General features: G+C 74.9%; 12 protein-coding genes and 2 pseudogenes. 6 read left to right on the forward strand and 8 right to left on the reverse strand.

Annotated features, from left to right (window positions below; all coding sequences use genetic code 11):
• The first annotated feature begins 65 nt into the window (after positions 1 to 65).
• Positions 66 to 1,112, forward strand: coding sequence for a uroporphyrinogen decarboxylase (gene hemE / locus ACQ614_RS25105; protein ID WP_431684018.1), 1,047 nt, complete (start codon positions 66 to 68; stop codon positions 1,110 to 1,112).
• Between the two features lie 45 nt (positions 1,113 to 1,157).
• Here the strand turns inward: hemE and ACQ614_RS25110 are convergent, their stop codons facing one another.
• Complete coding sequence (locus tag ACQ614_RS25110) at positions 1,158 to 2,222, reverse strand: DUF4349 domain-containing protein (RefSeq protein WP_431680918.1); 1,065 nt, start codon at positions 2,220 to 2,222, stop codon at positions 1,158 to 1,160.
• A 240-nt stretch (positions 2,223 to 2,462) separates the two neighbouring features.
• Here ACQ614_RS25110 and hemG point away from each other — a divergent pair, with 240 nt between their 5' ends.
• Both hemG and hemQ read left to right on the forward strand, forming a co-directional pair.
• Complete coding sequence (gene hemG / locus ACQ614_RS25115; protein WP_431680919.1) at positions 2,463 to 3,872, forward strand: protoporphyrinogen oxidase; 1,410 nt, start codon at positions 2,463 to 2,465, stop codon at positions 3,870 to 3,872.
• Positions 3,869 to 4,582 carry a hydrogen peroxide-dependent heme synthase gene (gene hemQ / locus ACQ614_RS25120; protein ID WP_431680921.1) on the forward strand — a complete coding sequence of 238 codons (714 nt, stop codon included), beginning with the start codon at positions 3,869 to 3,871 and terminating at the stop codon, positions 4,580 to 4,582. Before hemG ends, hemQ begins: the two co-directional genes overlap by 4 nt.
• Positions 4,583 to 4,646: 64 nt before the next feature.
• Here the strand turns inward: hemQ and ACQ614_RS25125 are convergent, their stop codons facing one another.
• From ACQ614_RS25125 to ACQ614_RS25135, 3 genes and pseudogenes are all read right to left on the reverse strand, one after another.
• A complete protein-coding gene (locus ACQ614_RS25125) occupies positions 4,647 to 5,414 on the reverse strand; it encodes a TIGR04222 domain-containing membrane protein (protein ID WP_431680922.1) in 768 nt (255 codons plus the stop codon).
• Positions 5,415 to 5,490: 76 nt separating this feature from the next.
• Positions 5,491 to 6,519: a TIGR04222 domain-containing membrane protein gene (locus ACQ614_RS25130; protein ID WP_431680924.1), complete on the reverse strand. Its 1,029-nt coding sequence runs from the start codon at positions 6,517 to 6,519 to the stop codon at positions 5,491 to 5,493.
• A 57-nt stretch (positions 6,520 to 6,576) separates the two neighbouring features.
• A pseudogene (locus ACQ614_RS25135) lies at positions 6,577 to 7,894 on the reverse strand (multinuclear nonheme iron-dependent oxidase).
• Between the two features lie 164 nt (positions 7,895 to 8,058).
• On the opposite strand from ACQ614_RS25135, the gene ACQ614_RS25140 reads away from it, so the two are divergent.
• The gene (locus tag ACQ614_RS25140) at positions 8,059 to 8,970 is read left to right on the forward strand and encodes a GNAT family N-acetyltransferase (protein WP_431680925.1); all 912 of its coding nucleotides are present in this window, start codon (positions 8,059 to 8,061) and stop codon (positions 8,968 to 8,970) included.
• A 48-nt stretch (positions 8,971 to 9,018) separates the two neighbouring features.
• Here the strand turns inward: ACQ614_RS25140 and ACQ614_RS25145 are convergent, their stop codons facing one another.
• A complete protein-coding gene (locus ACQ614_RS25145) occupies positions 9,019 to 10,029 on the reverse strand; it encodes a helix-turn-helix transcriptional regulator (protein ID WP_431680926.1) in 1,011 nt (336 codons plus the stop codon).
• 93 nt (positions 10,030 to 10,122) lie between these two features.
• Between ACQ614_RS25145 and ACQ614_RS25150 the strand changes: the two genes are divergently transcribed.
• Positions 10,123 to 10,521: a VOC family protein gene (locus tag ACQ614_RS25150; protein ID WP_431680927.1), complete on the forward strand. Its 399-nt coding sequence runs from the start codon at positions 10,123 to 10,125 to the stop codon at positions 10,519 to 10,521.
• Between the two features lie 73 nt (positions 10,522 to 10,594).
• Positions 10,595 to 10,828, forward strand: a pseudogene (locus ACQ614_RS25155) (integrase core domain-containing protein); the annotation flags it as partial.
• Between the two features lie 22 nt (positions 10,829 to 10,850).
• On the opposite strand, the gene ACQ614_RS25160 reads toward ACQ614_RS25155, so the two are convergent.
• From ACQ614_RS25160 to murC, 3 genes are all read right to left on the reverse strand, one after another.
• Positions 10,851 to 13,013 carry a restriction endonuclease gene (locus ACQ614_RS25160; protein WP_431680928.1) on the reverse strand — a complete coding sequence of 721 codons (2,163 nt, stop codon included), beginning with the start codon at positions 13,011 to 13,013 and terminating at the stop codon, positions 10,851 to 10,853.
• Positions 13,014 to 13,141: 128 nt separating this feature from the next.
• Complete coding sequence (gene msrB / locus ACQ614_RS25165; RefSeq protein ID WP_431680930.1) at positions 13,142 to 13,546, reverse strand: peptide-methionine (R)-S-oxide reductase MsrB; 405 nt, start codon at positions 13,544 to 13,546, stop codon at positions 13,142 to 13,144.
• A 13-nt stretch (positions 13,547 to 13,559) separates the two neighbouring features.
• Positions 13,560 to 14,966: a UDP-N-acetylmuramate--L-alanine ligase gene (murC, locus tag ACQ614_RS25170; protein ID WP_431680931.1), complete on the reverse strand. Its 1,407-nt coding sequence runs from the start codon at positions 14,964 to 14,966 to the stop codon at positions 13,560 to 13,562.
• Between the last annotated feature and the right edge of the window lie 26 nt (positions 14,967 to 14,992).

Here is a 14,992-nt window from a genome sequence, read left to right on the forward strand (position 1 = left end):
AGATTTGACCCGTGAGCGAGACACCCGCGGCGACCCCCGCAGCCGAGACCGACCCGCAGTCCACCGTGCGCCGCGGCGCCGCGTACGACTCCGTCTTCCTGCGCGCCGCCCGCCGCGAGCCGGTGCCGCACACGCCCGTGTGGTTCATGCGGCAGGCCGGCCGCTCGCTGCCCGAGTACCTCAAGGTGCGCGAGGGGATTCCGATGCTGGAGTCCTGCATGCGCCCCGAGCTGGTCAAGGAGATCACGCTGCAGCCCGTCCGCCGGCACAAGGTGGACGCGGCGATCTTCTTCAGCGACATCGTGGTGCCGCTGCGCGCCGTCGGCATCGACGTCGACATCAAGCCCGGCGTCGGCCCGGTCATCGCCGACCCGATCCGCACCGTCGAGGACCTGCAGCGGCTGCGCCCGCTGGAGCCCGACGACATGCCGTACATCACCGAGGCGGTCGGGCTGCTCGTCGACGAGCTCGGCACCACCCCGCTGATCGGCTTCGCCGGCGCCCCGTTCACCCTCGCCAGCTACCTGGTCGAGGGCGGGCCGTCCAAGAGCCACGAGAAGACCAAGGCCATGATGTACGGCGCCCCCGAGCTGTGGGCGGGCCTGGTCGACCGGCTGGCGGACATCACCGCCGCCTTCCTGAAGATCCAGATCGAGGCCGGCGCCTCCGCGATCCAGCTCTTCGACTCCTGGGTCGGCGCGCTCGCCCCCGACGACTACCGCCGCTCGGTGATGCCCGCCAGCGCCCGGGTCTTCGAGGAGGTCGCCCACTACGGCGTGCCGCGCATCCACTTCGGCGTCGGCACCGGCGAACTCCTCGGCCTGATGGGCCAGGCCGGCGCGGACGTCGTCGGCGTCGACTGGCGGGTGCCGCTGAACGTCGCCGCCGACCGGGTCGGCCCCGACAAGGGCCTGCAGGGCAACCTCGACCCGGCGGTGCTCTACGCACCCACCCACGTCGTCGAGACCAAGGCCCGCGAGGTGCTGCACGCCGCCGCCGCACTCGGCGACAGCGGCCACATCTTCAACCTCGGACACGGCGTCATGCCGACCATGGACCCGGACGCGCTGACCCGCCTGGTCGCCTTCGTGCACGAGGCCAGCGCCCGCTGACACCGCCGCGGCGGGGGCCCGGGCCGGGCCCCCGCCGCGCCGTGCTCACTCCCCGGCCGTCCCGGGCTCCTGCCCCTCGGGCTTCTGCACCTCGGCCGCCGGCGCGGCGGGCGCCGGCTGCGGCGCGGGCGCAGCCGCCGGGGCACCCGCCTGACGCGGCACCGCCCAGGCCGGCACCGGCGTGGCCGGCCGCCGCTTCACCGCCCGCCGGACCAGCCAGGCCACCGGGGCCAGCACCACCAGGAACGGCGCCAGCGCCGCCAGCGTCACCAGCACCCCGCGCACCACCGCCAGCAGGACGTGCCAGCCGCCGCCGAACGCACGGCCCACCGACGCCCACAGGCCGCTGTCCTCCTTCTCCGCCACCGGCGGGGCCGTGGCCGGACGGCGCAGCTCCACCGTGACGGTCGACAGCGACGTCTGCGAGGCCAGCTCCTGCTGGCGCTGCTTCAGCGACTCCAGGTCCGCCTCGCGCCGGGTCAGCTCGCCCTCCAGCGACACCACCTCGGACAGCGACTTCGCCTCGGCGAGCAGCGCCCGCACCCGGTCCACCGACGCCTGCTGGGTCTTCATCCGGCTCTCGGTGTCGACCACCTGCTGCGTCAGGTCGTCCGCCTCGCTGCTGCGCGACACCACGGTGCCGAGCCCCGCCAGCTGCTCCATCACCTGCTGGTAGCGGGCCGACGGCACCCGCAGCACCAGCCGCCCGGCGCCCTGGCCGCCGCGCCCGTCGGAGAGCGACTCGCTGCCGACGTAGCCGCCGGTGTCCGCGGCGACCCGCCGCACCGCCTCGGCCGCACCGCCCTTGTCGTCGGCCTTCACCTCCAGCACGATCCGGCCGGTGTAGGCGATGAACCGGTGGTCGGCCGCGTTCGCGGTCGGCGCCCCCGACGCATTGGCGGTGGGCTGCCCGGCCGGCTTGTCCGCCGCGCCCGCACCCGCCGCGGGCCCGCCCGCGGTCGGCGCCGCCTTTGGTGCCACCGCCTCGGCCGGCGCCGCCGCCGCGTCCGCCGAGGACGCACCCCCGCGCTCCGCGGCGCTGCACCCGCTCAGCAGCAGCACCGCCGCCACCGCCGCACCCGCCAGCACCCGTCTGCCCCTGGACCTCATGTCCGTCCTCCCCTGGGATTCGCTCCGGTCGCACCATTGGACGCGGCAACGGCCCGGCCGGACCCGCTCCGGTGATCCCGAAGTGGTCACGAACCGGCCTCGTCCCGGTGTACACCGGCCCTGCGCCGCACCGGAGTTGACGAGCCGCCGACATCCGGGGCGGCCCGCCGGCGCGGCCGCCCCCGCCGGGCGGCCGGGGCAGCCGGGGCCCCGGGGGTAAGGAGTGCAAGACTGCGGGACATGGCAGAACCTCATGTCGTGGTGATCGGCGGCGGCATCGCCGGACTCGCCGCCGCGGTGTTCCTGGCCGACGGATCGCGCCGGGTGACGCTGCTGGAGGCGTCCGGCCGGTTCGGCGGCAAACTCATGGCCGGGGAGGTCGGCGGCGTCCGGGTCGACCTCGGCGCCGAGTCGATGCTCGCCCGCCGACCCGAGGCCGTCGAGCTCGCCCGGGCGGTCGGACTCGCGGACGAACTTGAGCCGCCCACCGACGCCCGCGCCGCGATCTGGACCCGGGGCGCCCTGCGCCCGCTGCCCGGCGGACAGCTGATGGGCGTCCCCGGCGACCTCGCCGCGCTCGCCGCCTCCGAGGTGCTCTCCGAGGCCGGTCTGGAACGCGCCCGGCACGAGCGGCCCACCGAGGTCGGCCAGGACGTCGCCATCGGCGAGTACGTCGCCGCCCGGCTCGGCCGCGAAGTCGTCGACCGCCTCGTCGAACCGCTGCTCGGCGGCGTCTACGCCGGCCACGCCGACGAGATCTCGCTGCGCGCCGCCGTCCCGCAGCTGCTGCCGCTCGCCCGGGCCGGCACCGGCCTCGTCGAGGGCGTGCACGCCCTGGTCGGCGCGCCGCGCGCCGCGGACGGACCGCCGGTCTTCCAGGGTCTCCGCGGCGGCCTCGGCACCCTCCCCGAGGCCGCGGCCGCCCACCTGCGCCGGGCCGGCGCCGAACTGCGCACCGACAGCCCCGTCGACGGACTGCGCCGTACCCCCGAGGGCTGGCGCGTGGCGACCGGCGGCGAGGTCCTCCCCGCGGACGCCGTCGTGCTCGCCGTGCCCGCCCCGCAGGCGGCCGCCCTGCTGCGCACCGACGTGCCCGCCGCCGCCGCCGAACTGGACACCGTCGAGTACGCCGGCATGGCCCTGGTCACCATGGCCTTCCACCGCGCCGACACCGCCGCCCTCCCGTACGGCAGCGGCTTCCTGGTGCCGCCGGTGGACGGCCGGGCGATCAAGGCGTCCACCTTCTCCTCGCACAAGTGGGGCTGGCTCGACCGCTCCGCCCCCGACGCCTTCCTGCTGCGCACCTCGCTCGGACGGCACCGCGAGGAGGCGGCGCTCGACCTGCCGGACGAGGAGCTCGTCGCCCGCTCCCTCGCCGACCTCGAACGCGCCACCGGCCTGCGCGCCGCCCCGTACGCCACCGCGGTCACCCGCTGGCGGGCCGGCCTGCCGCAGTACCCGGTGGGGCACCTGGAGCGGATGGCGCGGGTGCGGGAGCAGGTGGCCGCGGCCGGCCGGCTGGCGGTCTGCGGCGCGGCGTACGACGGCGTGGGCATCCCGGCCTGCATCGGCAGCGCCCGCCGCGCCGTCAACGAGTTGTTGACCCCGGCGGCCGGTGCCGCCGGTGCGGAAGGGACAATGAGGACATGACTGAGAGCACTGAACAGCAGCCCGCGAAGAAGAAGGCCCGCGACCTCAACCAGGTCATCCGCTACACCATGTGGTCGGTGTTCAAGCTCAAGGGCGAGCTGCCGGAGGACCGCGCCGCCCTCGCCGCCGAGGTGGAGGAGCTCTTCGCCCAGCTCGCCGCCAAGGACGTCACGGTGCGCGGTACCTACGACGTCTCCGGCCTGCGGGCCGACGCCGACGTGATGGTCTGGTGGCACGCCGAGAACTCCGACGACCTGCAGGAGGCGTACAACCGCTTCCGGCGGACCGCCGCGGGCCGCGCCCTGGAGCCGGTCTGGTCGAACATGGCGCTGCACCGCCCGGCGGAGTTCAACAAGTCGCACATCCCGGCGTTCCTCGCCGACGAGCGGCCCCGCGAGTACGTCTGCGTGTACCCGTTCGTCCGCTCCTACGAGTGGTACCTGCTGCCCGACGAGGAGCGCCGCGCGATGCTCGCCGAGCACGGCATGATGGCCCGCGGGTACCCGGACGTCCGGGCCAACACGGTCGCCTCCTTCGCGCTCGGCGACTACGAGTGGCTGCTCGCCTTCGAGGCGGACGAGCTGCACCGGATCGTCGACCTGATGCGCGACCTGCGCCCGTCCCGGGCCCGGCTGCACGTCCGCGAGGAGGTCCCGTTCTTCACCGGCCGCCGCAAGCCGGTCGCCGACCTCTTCGCCGGTCTGGCCTGACACCCGCACTGACGGGCCGTCGAGGGGCGTGTGGGGAGCACCTCACGCGCCCCTTCGGCCTGCCCTACGTCCGTAGGGCCGCGCGGAGGCGTTCGTCGGCGAGGGCTGCCGGGCCGACCATGGCGACGGCGGTGAGCATGGCCTGCTCCGGGTCGCGGTCGTGGCCGAGCTGGCGCGGGACGCGGGCGGTCCGCAGGACCTCCATGCCGGCCGGGGCGGCGAAGCGGGTGTAGGTGTGGACGTCCACCCGGGCCATCAGCAGGGTGCCGCAGGTGAGGATCAGCGGCAGCGAGAACCAGGCGACCGCCGCGCCGGCGTCCCCGGTGCCCGGTGCGGCCAGGGCCAGCGACGCGGCCAGCAGCAGCAGGCAGAGCAGCAATGCCCGGCGTACCTGCTTCACCGCCCGCGAGGTGTCCACCCGGACGGACTCGGGGGTGGCCAGCCCGGCCCGGGCGAGGCGTTCACCGATCTCCCGCACGGTCGGGTGGCCGGCCAGGGCGGCCCGCAGCGGTGCCGTCCGGCACTGGCCCTCGGGACCGATGGCCTCGATCAGGGCCCGTTCCAGCCGGCTGCGGCCGCGCGGGTCGACCACCGTCGTCCAGCCGGTGTGCGCCAGGTGCAGCCGCCCGCGGCCGGCCATCAGGACGAGGGCGAGCTCCACCACCCTGGCCGGTCCGCCGGCGAGGTAGGCGGTCTCGTAGAGGCCGATGCCCACCGCTTCGGACGGTCGTGCGGTGCCGTCGAGGACGTCCGCCCTCGTCGCCACCCGGACCAGCTGCAGGCAGGAGAGCGCGGCAGCCGCGCAGGCCGGGATCAGGAGGAGCACCCACATGGGCTTGTTCTAGTCCCGGTGGGGGCGGGCGGGGAACACGTCCCCGGCCCGCGATACCGAACTGTGACCGACCCGGTCAGGAGCCGCCGCCGCATCCACCGCCGCAGCTCGAGCCGCACGAACTGCCGGACGAGCACGAACTGCCGGAGGACCCGCAAGAGCTGGACGAGGACCCGCAGGAGTTCGACGAGGACCCGCAGCTCGACGACCCGCACGAGCTCGACGAGGAGCCGCTGCCCGAGTCGCTCGACCCGCACCAGGTGACCGACCCGCCGCAGCTCGACGAGGAGCCGGAGTCGGAGCCGGACGAGGTGGAGGTGGCCAGCTGCCGGGCCGCCAGGGCCGCCCGCAGCTCCTCGTCCTCCAGTTCGTCGGTGCCCTCCAGGGCGAGCGCGCCGAGGACCAGCAGCGCCGCCGCCGGCGCCGCCACGTCGTGCGGCCGCCAGGGCGTGCCGTCCTGCATCAGCGACAGCTGGCGGCGGCCCGCCGGGGTGATCCGGCTGCGGTCGGGCCGGGTGGTCACCATCAGGACGATGCCGAGGACCAGCAGCGCCGCGAACGGGAAGATCGGCGGGGCGCCGTCGTAGCGGTCGGAGAACGTCCGGGTCGCCCACGAGACCATCGCGACCACGCCGAGCACCACCGTGGCCACCAGGGCCAGGCCGAGGAAGCGGCGCGCCACCACCACCGCGCGGTGGCGGTCCGGACGGCGCATCAGGCCGCGGTCCGCCAGCCGGTTGCCGATGTCCTGGACGGCGGCGCTGCGGGCGACCGCCCGGCGCAGCGCGTCCACCTGGATCTGCCGGGCCGGGCCCGCCGCGTCGATCAGCGCCGCCTCGACGGCGTCCCGCGGGTAGGAGTCGGTGACGGTGACCGTGCCGGCCCGCGACACGATCACCCGGCCCTCCTGCTGCATCCGCACCAGGGCGGTGTCCGCGGCCCGGGCGGGGCCGCCCGCCAGGAAGGCGGTGTCCAGCAGCGGGAGCCCGCGCCCGGACAGGCCCTGCGGGTGCGGCACCCGCCGCATCCGCGCGTTGGCGACGGCCACCACCGTCCCGGCCGCCAGGACCAGGACGAGGGCCACCGTGAATTCAACAGTCCACATCGTTTGTCTCCCCCGTGGGTCGAACAGGAAGGATCTCGGTCGATCCCGCCGGCCGGGCTACCGGCCGTCGGTGGCGGCGCCGGTGCGGCGCCGCAGACGGCCGTGGACCGCCCGCACCGCCCGGAAGGCCCCGGTGCGGTGGGGCGCGGCCTCCGGCCGCAACCACCTCTCGAGCTCCGCCCGCCAGGCGGCGGACGGTTCCGCGGCCAGTGCCCAGGCCGCGAACTCCCTTGCGTCGGCCCGGTAGCCGCCGCGCATCGGACCGGTCCGGGCGTACCGCTCGAACAGCGGCCGCCAGTCCGCGCCGAGGATGCGGGCCGGCTCCGGCACCACCCGGGCGACGGTGTCCCGCCGCTTGGAGGCCAGGCCGCGGGCCTGGGTGGCGACCTGTGCCGGGTCGAAGCCCTCCGGCACCGGGCCGCCGGCGACCAGTGCGGCCATCAGCCCGGCCTGCCGGTCGGCGAGCCGCGCCCGGGCCACCGCCAGTTCGGCGTCGTCCCCGCGCAGCAGGTACTCGTCGCGCTCAGACACGGTGCGGCACCCCCTTTCGGGCCGGTGCGTCCGCCAGGACGGCGCGGATCGCGGCGAGTTCGCCGGCCAGCTCGGCGGGCGGCGGGAAGGCGCCGTCGCGCTCCAGCAGCACCCCGGGCGGCGCGGCGTGCCCGCACAGCTCGGCGAGCACGTCCAGCACCGGGCCGGTGACCGGGTGGGCGTGCGTGTCGTGCCACACCCCGTCCCGCTCGACCCCGCCCGCGACGTGCACGTACGCGAGGGCCTCCAGCGGCAGCCGGGCGAGCTCGGCGGAGACGTCCAGGCCCAGGTTGACCCGGTTGGTGTGCAGGTTGGCCACGTCGACCAGCAGCCGCACGCCCGTCCGCTCCACCAGCTCCGCCAGGAACTCACCCTCGGTCAGCTCGTCGTCCGGCCAGCGCAGGTGCGCCGCGATGTTCTCCAGGGCCAGCGGCACCGGCAGCTGGTCCTGGGCGATCCGCACGTTCTCCGCGACCACCCGCAGGGCGTCCCGCGAGCGCGGCACCGGCAGCAGGTGGCCGGACTCCATTCCGCCCGCCCGGACGAACGCCAGGTGCTCGGTGACCAGCGGCGCCCCCAGCGCCCCGGCCACCTCGGCCAGCCGGGCCAGCCGCTGCGGCGACGGCGGCTCGGCACCGCCGATGCCGAGCGAGACCCCGTGCGGCACCACGGTGACGCCGCGTTCGCGCAGCACCTCCAGCGAGCGGGGCAGGTGGCCGGCGCAGACGTTCTCCGCCACCACCTCCACCCAGTCCACACCGGGCAGCCGCTCGACCGCGGTGTCGATCTCCGCCCGCCAGCCGATCCCCACCCCCAGCCGGGGCGGCTCCGTCGAGTGCGCCATGCGCCCTCCCCCCTCTCCCTCGTGCAGAGGGTGTACCGGCCCGATGAGGCTGCCAACCACCGGCGACCGAACTCAGAGCTGAACTTGAGCTTTCTGGCGCGTCGGCACCGGACCCGGGATATTCGGCGGCGCCGCGGCAGCCGAGTCATTAACGTGACGTGTCTATGACGCCCACGATCCGTGCCTTCCGACCGGCCGACGCGGAGGCCGCCTGCGCCGCTCTGCGCGCCGGCCGCCCGTATCTTGTCACCACCCCCGAGACCGTCGCCTGGCAGGTCGCCGCCCAGCCCCACCTGCGGCTCCTGCTCGCCGAGGCCGACGGCGAGATCCTCGCGACCTCCCGCTTCGGCGCCTACCCGGACAGCGAGGAGCCCGGCCACGGCTTCGCCACCGTCCACGTCGTCCCGCAGCACCGCGGACGCGGCGCCGGCACCGCTCTGCTGCACGCCACCGAACAGGCGCTCGCCGCCGAGGGCGTCCGGCACGCGCACTGCTGGGTCGACGACGAACCGGCCGCCCACGCCTTCGCCGCCGCCCGCGGCTACACCCGCGGCCGGGTCGCCTACTTCGCCCGCCGCGACCTCACCGCCCCGCTGCCGCCGCTGCCCGACGCGCCGGCCGGCACCGAACTGCGCACCGCCGCCGACTTCGCCGACGACCCGTACCCGCTCTACCTGGTCGACGTCGAGGGCACCCGCGACGAGCCGGGCGACGTCGACCTCGCCGACCAGGGCTACGAGTCCTGGCTCGCCGAGATCTGGCACCGGCCCGACCTCGACCGCGAACTCACCACCGTGGTCCTCGCCGACGGCCGCCCGGTCGGTTTCTCAGCCGCCCAGACCGACGGCGAGGGCCGCTACTGGTCCTCCTTCACCACCACCGCCCGTGCCCACCGCGGCCGCGGGCTCGCCAAGCTCGCCAAGGCCGACTCGCTGCACCGCGCCCGCGCCGCCGGCATCACCGAGGCCTTCACCCACAACGACGGCAGCAACGCCCCGATGCTGGCCGTCAACGACTGGCTCGGCTACGAACGCTGCGCCGCCGAATGGAAGTACAGCCGCCGGTTGCCCTCCTGACCGGGAGATCCCGCCCAGGGGCGCGTGGGGGTTCCTAGCTGTGCCATCTCATGACATTGGTTCCTCGCGGTCAGGCTCGGCGGCGTAGGACGTGAGGCGATCGGCGAGCGCGATGACGAGGTCGCGGAGTTCATCGGGGCGCTCGATGACGAACGGCCGGTCGAGTGAGGCGAGTACCGGGGGCAACCAGTCGAGCCGCTCCGCCCGCAGCTCGACGCGCAGCCAGCGCTCGGTCGCGCGGTCCTCGCCGGCCGCGGACTCGTGCTCCTCCAGGCTCGCGACGCCGGCCGGAAGGTGGGCGCGGATCTGCTCGACCGTCCCGTGGATCCGCAAGGTCACCTCATGCCGGTACTCGGCCGTGGCGAACCCCGACAACACGCGCTGTGCCGGACCGGGACCCACGGGCGCTTCGAATGAGCCGGGCAGGGTCCGCGCGTCCGCGATGCGATCGAGCCGGAAGGTCCGGTCCTCGCCGATCCGGGCGTCCTTGCCCGTGACGTACCACCGGCCCGCATGGGCGACGATCCCGTACGCGTGCAGCGTGCGTTCGCTGCGCCGTCCGTCACGGTCGGTGTAGCGGATCGAGACCGGTCGGTGGTGGCGCACCGCATCGGCGATCGTGAGCAGGACCCCGGCGTCCGGGGTGTCGAACTCGCCGGGCTGATCCGTGAAGGCGAGAGCTTCCAGGAGTGTGTCGAGCCGGCGGGCGGTGTGCTTGGGCAGCACCCGCCGGATCTTCGCCGATGCCGTCTCGTTCGCCGTGTGCTCCGTCGTCGTCAGCCCTGCTCGGCGGCCGGCGACCAGGCCGAGCAGCACGGCCAGCGCCTCGTCGTCGCTGAGCATGAGCGGAGGCAAGCGGTACCCGGGGGCGAGCCGGTACCCGCCGTAGCGGCCGCGCACCGATTCCACGGGCACGTCGAGGTCGATCAGTTGGTCCACATACCGGCGCACGGTGCGCCCTTCGACGCCGAGCCGGTCGGCGAGTTCGGCCACCGTCCGGGTGCCGCCCGACTGCAGCAGCTCCAGGAGTGTCAGCACGCGGCCGGTTGGTCGAGGCATGTTGGCAGCCTAACGCGAATACAGGACCGATTCTGTCCACTATTTCTCCTAGCCTGCGACGTGCACGCCTCCAGCACAGCCAAGGAGATTCCCATGGACTTCGTCTCGATCCGCATCATCACCGGCGACGTCGCACGCCTCGTCGACTTCTACGAGCGAGCCACAGGGGCGCGGGCGACGTGGGCCACCGAGGACTTCGCCGAACTCCAGACCGCGGGCGCCACCCTCGCGATCGCCGGCACCCGCACGGTCCCGCTGTTCGCTCCGGGCTCTGCCCGCCCGGCGGACAACCACAGCGTGATCACCGAGTTCCTCGTCGACGACGTGGACCGCGTTCACCGGAACCTGACCGGCTTCGTCACCGACTTCGTCAACGAGCCCACCACGATGCCCTGGGGCAACCGGTCGCTGCTGTTCCGCGACCCCGACGGCAACCTCGTCAACTTCTTCACCCCCGTCACCCCGGCGGCCATCGAAAAGTTCACACGCTGACGCCACGCACAGTCGCTCACGCGGGGAGCCCTGAGATCCCAGGGCTCCCGGTGAACGCGGCCGCCGAGTCCAGGAGCGCCACCAGCACGGGTGGGCGTACGTCCGCGACTACACAACCGAGCATGAACGCCGCGTCGCGCTCGCGGAGTTCGTGAACTACTACAACCACGAGCGGCCGCACGCCGCGCTCGGCGGCCGACCGCCCTTCAGCCGGACCGCCGGGAGCGACCACCGGATCGTCTTCGACCAGCCGCCCGAACCACTCGCGGACATCCCGCAGCAGCTCACCTTCGAGGACTTCGCGTGACCATGGTCCCGAGACACCACACCTAGCCGACGTCGACGCCGTGGGCGCGGGCCAGGCCGGCCAGGCCGTCGGCCCAGCCCTGGCCCACTGCGCGGACCTTCCACACGGCGGGGCCGCCGGCCGCCCGGTAGCGGTAGACCTCGGCGACCAGCATCGCCGAAACCGCCGGGTCCGCCGGCGGGCGGAACGACCAGCCGGTGCCGTCCCCGGTGTGCAGCAGCAGTTCGGCGTCGGCGAGGTGGGCACAGGTCAGCGGCGAGTCGGCGTCCATGTTGACCGAGACGGCGACCCGGTGGACGTCCGCCGGGAGGTCCGCCAGCCGCAGCACCGCCGATTCGCTGCGCCGCCCGTCCGCGACCGCCTTCTCGCCGAGCAGCACCGCCCCGGCGGCGGCGCTTCGCTGGTGGTAGAAGACGAAGTCCTCGTCGCCGCGCACCAGGCCCTCCGCCGTGAGCAGCAGCAGCGTCAGATCGGCGTCCCCGCCCGCGGAGGAGAAGCGGACGGTCAGCGCACCGAGCGAACCCTGGGGCAGCACCGCGTTCTGCCCGGGCCCGAGCACCGTGGGCTCCGGAAGCACCGTGGGCTCCGGGAGTACCGTCGGCTCCGGGGCCGCCGCCCGCCGCCGGCCGCCGCGGCCCGCCGCCGGCCGCGTGCCGTCCGTGCCGAGCCGGCCCGGCAGGCCGTGTTCGCGCAGCAGCGCCACCAGCATCGGCCCGTCCACCAGGGTCAGCGGCCGGCCCTCCGCCCAGCGCCGCGACCCGGGGCCGAAGCCCGAGGTGGTGACCAGGATGCCGCGGTTGGCGCCGCACCGGGCCATGGTGGCGTCCAGGTCGCGGACGGCGGCCGGCGGCACGGTGTGCCGGTACCGCTTCGCCTGGATGACGATCTGTCCGCCGGTGATCGGGTCGGGGTCCTCCGCGAGGACGTCCACGCCCTCGTCGCCGCTGCGCGCGGTCGTCCGGGTGCGCAGGCCGCGGCGGCGGAACAGTTCGGCGATCAGCTCCTCGAAGGCGATCGGGTCCATGGCGAACAGGTCCGGGCCCTCGCCGTCCGCCGCCACCGACGGCACCGGTGCGGCGGGTGCGGAGACCGGCTGCGGACGGACGGCCTCCGGCTTGTCGGGACGCGCCGACAGCCGTCCGTGCAGCGCCTCCACCAGGCAGTCCACCGCCGAGACCCGTTCCAGGTCGAGCGCCAGGAAGTCGGCCCGCTCGGCGGCCACCGACACCAGGCAGCGGCTCTCCTCCCGTCCGGTCGCCAGGTCGACGGCCTCCACCACGCCGTGCACCACCACCGAGGCCAGCAGGCCCTCGGCGTCCGCCCGGAACGCCTCCGCGAGCACCCGCAGCGCGCACTGCGCGAGGACCTCCCGGTACAGGGCGCGCCGCTCGCCCACCGGGCGGGCCACCTCGGCGTCCCGGTCGTCGGTCTTCACGTACCGGTGCCGGGCAACCGCCGGCACCACCGAGAAGTCCGGCAGCGGCCACTCCACCACCAGCTGCCGGGCGCCCGCGTCCCACACCGCCTCGGCCGCGTGCGGGAAGCCCTCCGGCCAGTCGCCGCGCCAGCCGAGCGCCGTCTCGAAGTACTCCGCGACGGCCTCGCCGGAGCCCGAGCGCAGCCCGTCGGAGAGGTGGGCGGCCTGCGTCGCGAGCTGCTGCCGCGAGGCCAGCCAGGCGTCGAACTCCGCCCGGTACTCCGCCAGTTGCCGCAGCCGCTGCTGCTCGGCGTCCTGCGCCGCGTACCAGTCCTGCTCGAACCTGGCGCGGGCCTGCGCCGCCTGCTCGTCCCACTCCCGGCGGGCCGCCGGGTTGAACGCCTGCGGCCCCGTCAGCGGCGGTATCAGGTACCAGGACTGGTCTGGCATCGGCACCGGCACCCCCAGCTGCCCCGGGTCGAAGGGGGCGGTGGGCGCCGTCAGGTCCGTGAGGCGGAAGCCGCGCCCGCGCAGGCCCGTCGCCAGCGTCCCGCGCAGCTCCTCGACCCGCGCCTCCAGCTCCGCCGTCCGCCGCGCCGCATCCGCCTCGCGGCTCTGCCGGTACGCGCGCAGCGCCTCCCGCTGGCCCTGCGCCGCCGCCCGCTCGGCGTCCCGCCGGGCCCGCTCGTACTGCCGCTGCGCGGCCGCGTCGGCCCGGCGCTGCGCCTCCTCCCGGCGGTGCTGTTGGCGCTGCGCCTCCGCCAGCATGGCCAGTACTCCGGAAGTGCGACGCCCTGCCACCGTGGTCCTCTCGTGCGGTCCGACTGATGATCAGTCTGGCACGGTGGGGCTCTGCGGTGGCAGGGCGTGCGGGAGCGCGCTCGTGGGTCTCGGCCCTACTCGGCGGGCCGGAGCTTCAGCGAGATGCTGTTGATGCAGTAACGCTGGTCGGTCGGGGTGTCGTAGCCCTCGCCCTCGAAGACGTGGCCGAGGTGGCTGCCGCAGCGGGCACAGCGCACCTCCACCCGGCGCATCCCGAAGGACGTGTCCTGGATGTACTCGACGCGGTCCTCGGCCAGCGGCGCGTAGTAGGAGGGCCAGCCGCAGTGGCTCTCGAACTTCGTCTCGCTGCTGAAGAGCTCGGCGCCGCACGCCCGGCAGCTGTACACGCCGACCGTCCTGGTGTCGGTGTATTCACCGGTGAAGGCGCGCTCGGTGCCCGCCTCGCGGAGCACGTGGTACTCCTCGGGGCTCAGCTCGGCCCGCCACTCGGCGTCGGTCTTCCGGATCTCGTGGGTCACGACAGTCCTCCCATCAGGCTCCGGGTGCAACGTCCGCGAGGCGGGCGAGAATTTCCGGGCCCAGGTTGGTCACGTCGCCGGCGCCCATGGTGAGCACCAGGTCGCCGGACTTGGCCATGGCGGCGAGGCGGGCCGGGGCGGCGGCGAACTCGTGCTCGGCGGCGACGTCGGCGCCGGCCCGGCGGGCGGCGTCGATGATCAGCTCGCTGGTGACGCCGGGGATCGGGTCCTCGCGGGCCGGGTAGATGTCGAGCACCACGGAGGCGTCGGCCATGGCCAGCGCGTCGCCCATCTCCTCGGCGAGCTGCTGGGTGCGGCTGAACAGGTGCGGCTGGAAGACCACCAGCACCCGGCCGGCGCCCGCGGCCTCGCGGATCGCGTCCAGGTCGGCTGCCATCTCGGTGGGGTGGTGCGCGTAGGAGTCGATCACCTGCACGCCCGCGGCCTCGCCCTTCAGCTGCAGGCGGCGGCGCACGCCGGTGTAGCTGCCGAGCGCCTTCGCCAGGTCGGCCGCGGGGACGCCCAGGGCCACGCCGGCGGCCAGCGCGGCGACCGCGTTGTGCGCGTAGTGGCGGCCGGGGACGGAGACGGTGAACGACAGCTCCTCGCCGCCCAGCAGGACGGTCACCTCGCTGGACATGCCGCGCGCCCTGACCGAGAGGACCCGCACGTCCGCGTCCTCGGCGGCGCCGACGGTGACGGTGTTCAGGTCGGCCCGGCCGGCGACGCGGCGGGTCAGCTCGCGGGCGCCCTCGTGGTCGGCGGAGACCACCAGGGTGCCGCCCGGCACGATCCGGCCCACGAAGGTCTCGAAGGACTCGTGGATCTCCTCGATCGAGGCGTAGTTGGCGTGGTGGTCCAGTTCCACGTTGAGGACGATCGCCACCTCGGGCGCGTACTTGTGGAAGCTGCGGTCGCTCTCGTCGGCCTCCGCGACGAAGATGTCGCCGGTGCCGTGGTGCGCGTTGGAGCCGGGGGCGTCCAGGTCGCCGCCGATCGCGTACGAGGGGTCGAGGCCCAGCTCGCCGAGGCTCACCGCCAGCATGCTGGTGGTGGTGGTCTTGCCGTGGGTGCCGGCGACGGCGAGCGCGCGGCGGCCGCCCATCAGCGCGGCGAGCGCGTCGGACCGGTGCACGACCGGGATCCCGCGCTCTCGGGCGGCGGCGAGCTCCGGGTTGTCGGCGCGGATCGCGCTGGAGACCACGACGCTGCTGGTGCCGGCCGGCAGGTTCTCCGCGGCGTGGCCGACGAAGACCTGCGCGCCGAGGGCGCGCAGCGCCAGCACCGTCTCGGACTCCTTGGCGTCGCTGCCGGAGACCTGGGCACCGCGGACCGCGAGGATCTTGGCCAGTCCGGACATGCCGGCGCCGCCGATGCCGATGAAATGCGGGGCGTGCAGGTCGTGCGCGGCGTCGTTCAAGGGATGCTCCGTACAGCCGGGGACTG

Origin of the sequence: Kitasatospora dryopteridis (genome assembly GCF_050749075.1) — a bacterium.
GTDB lineage: Bacteria > Actinomycetota > Actinomycetes > Streptomycetales > Streptomycetaceae > Kitasatospora.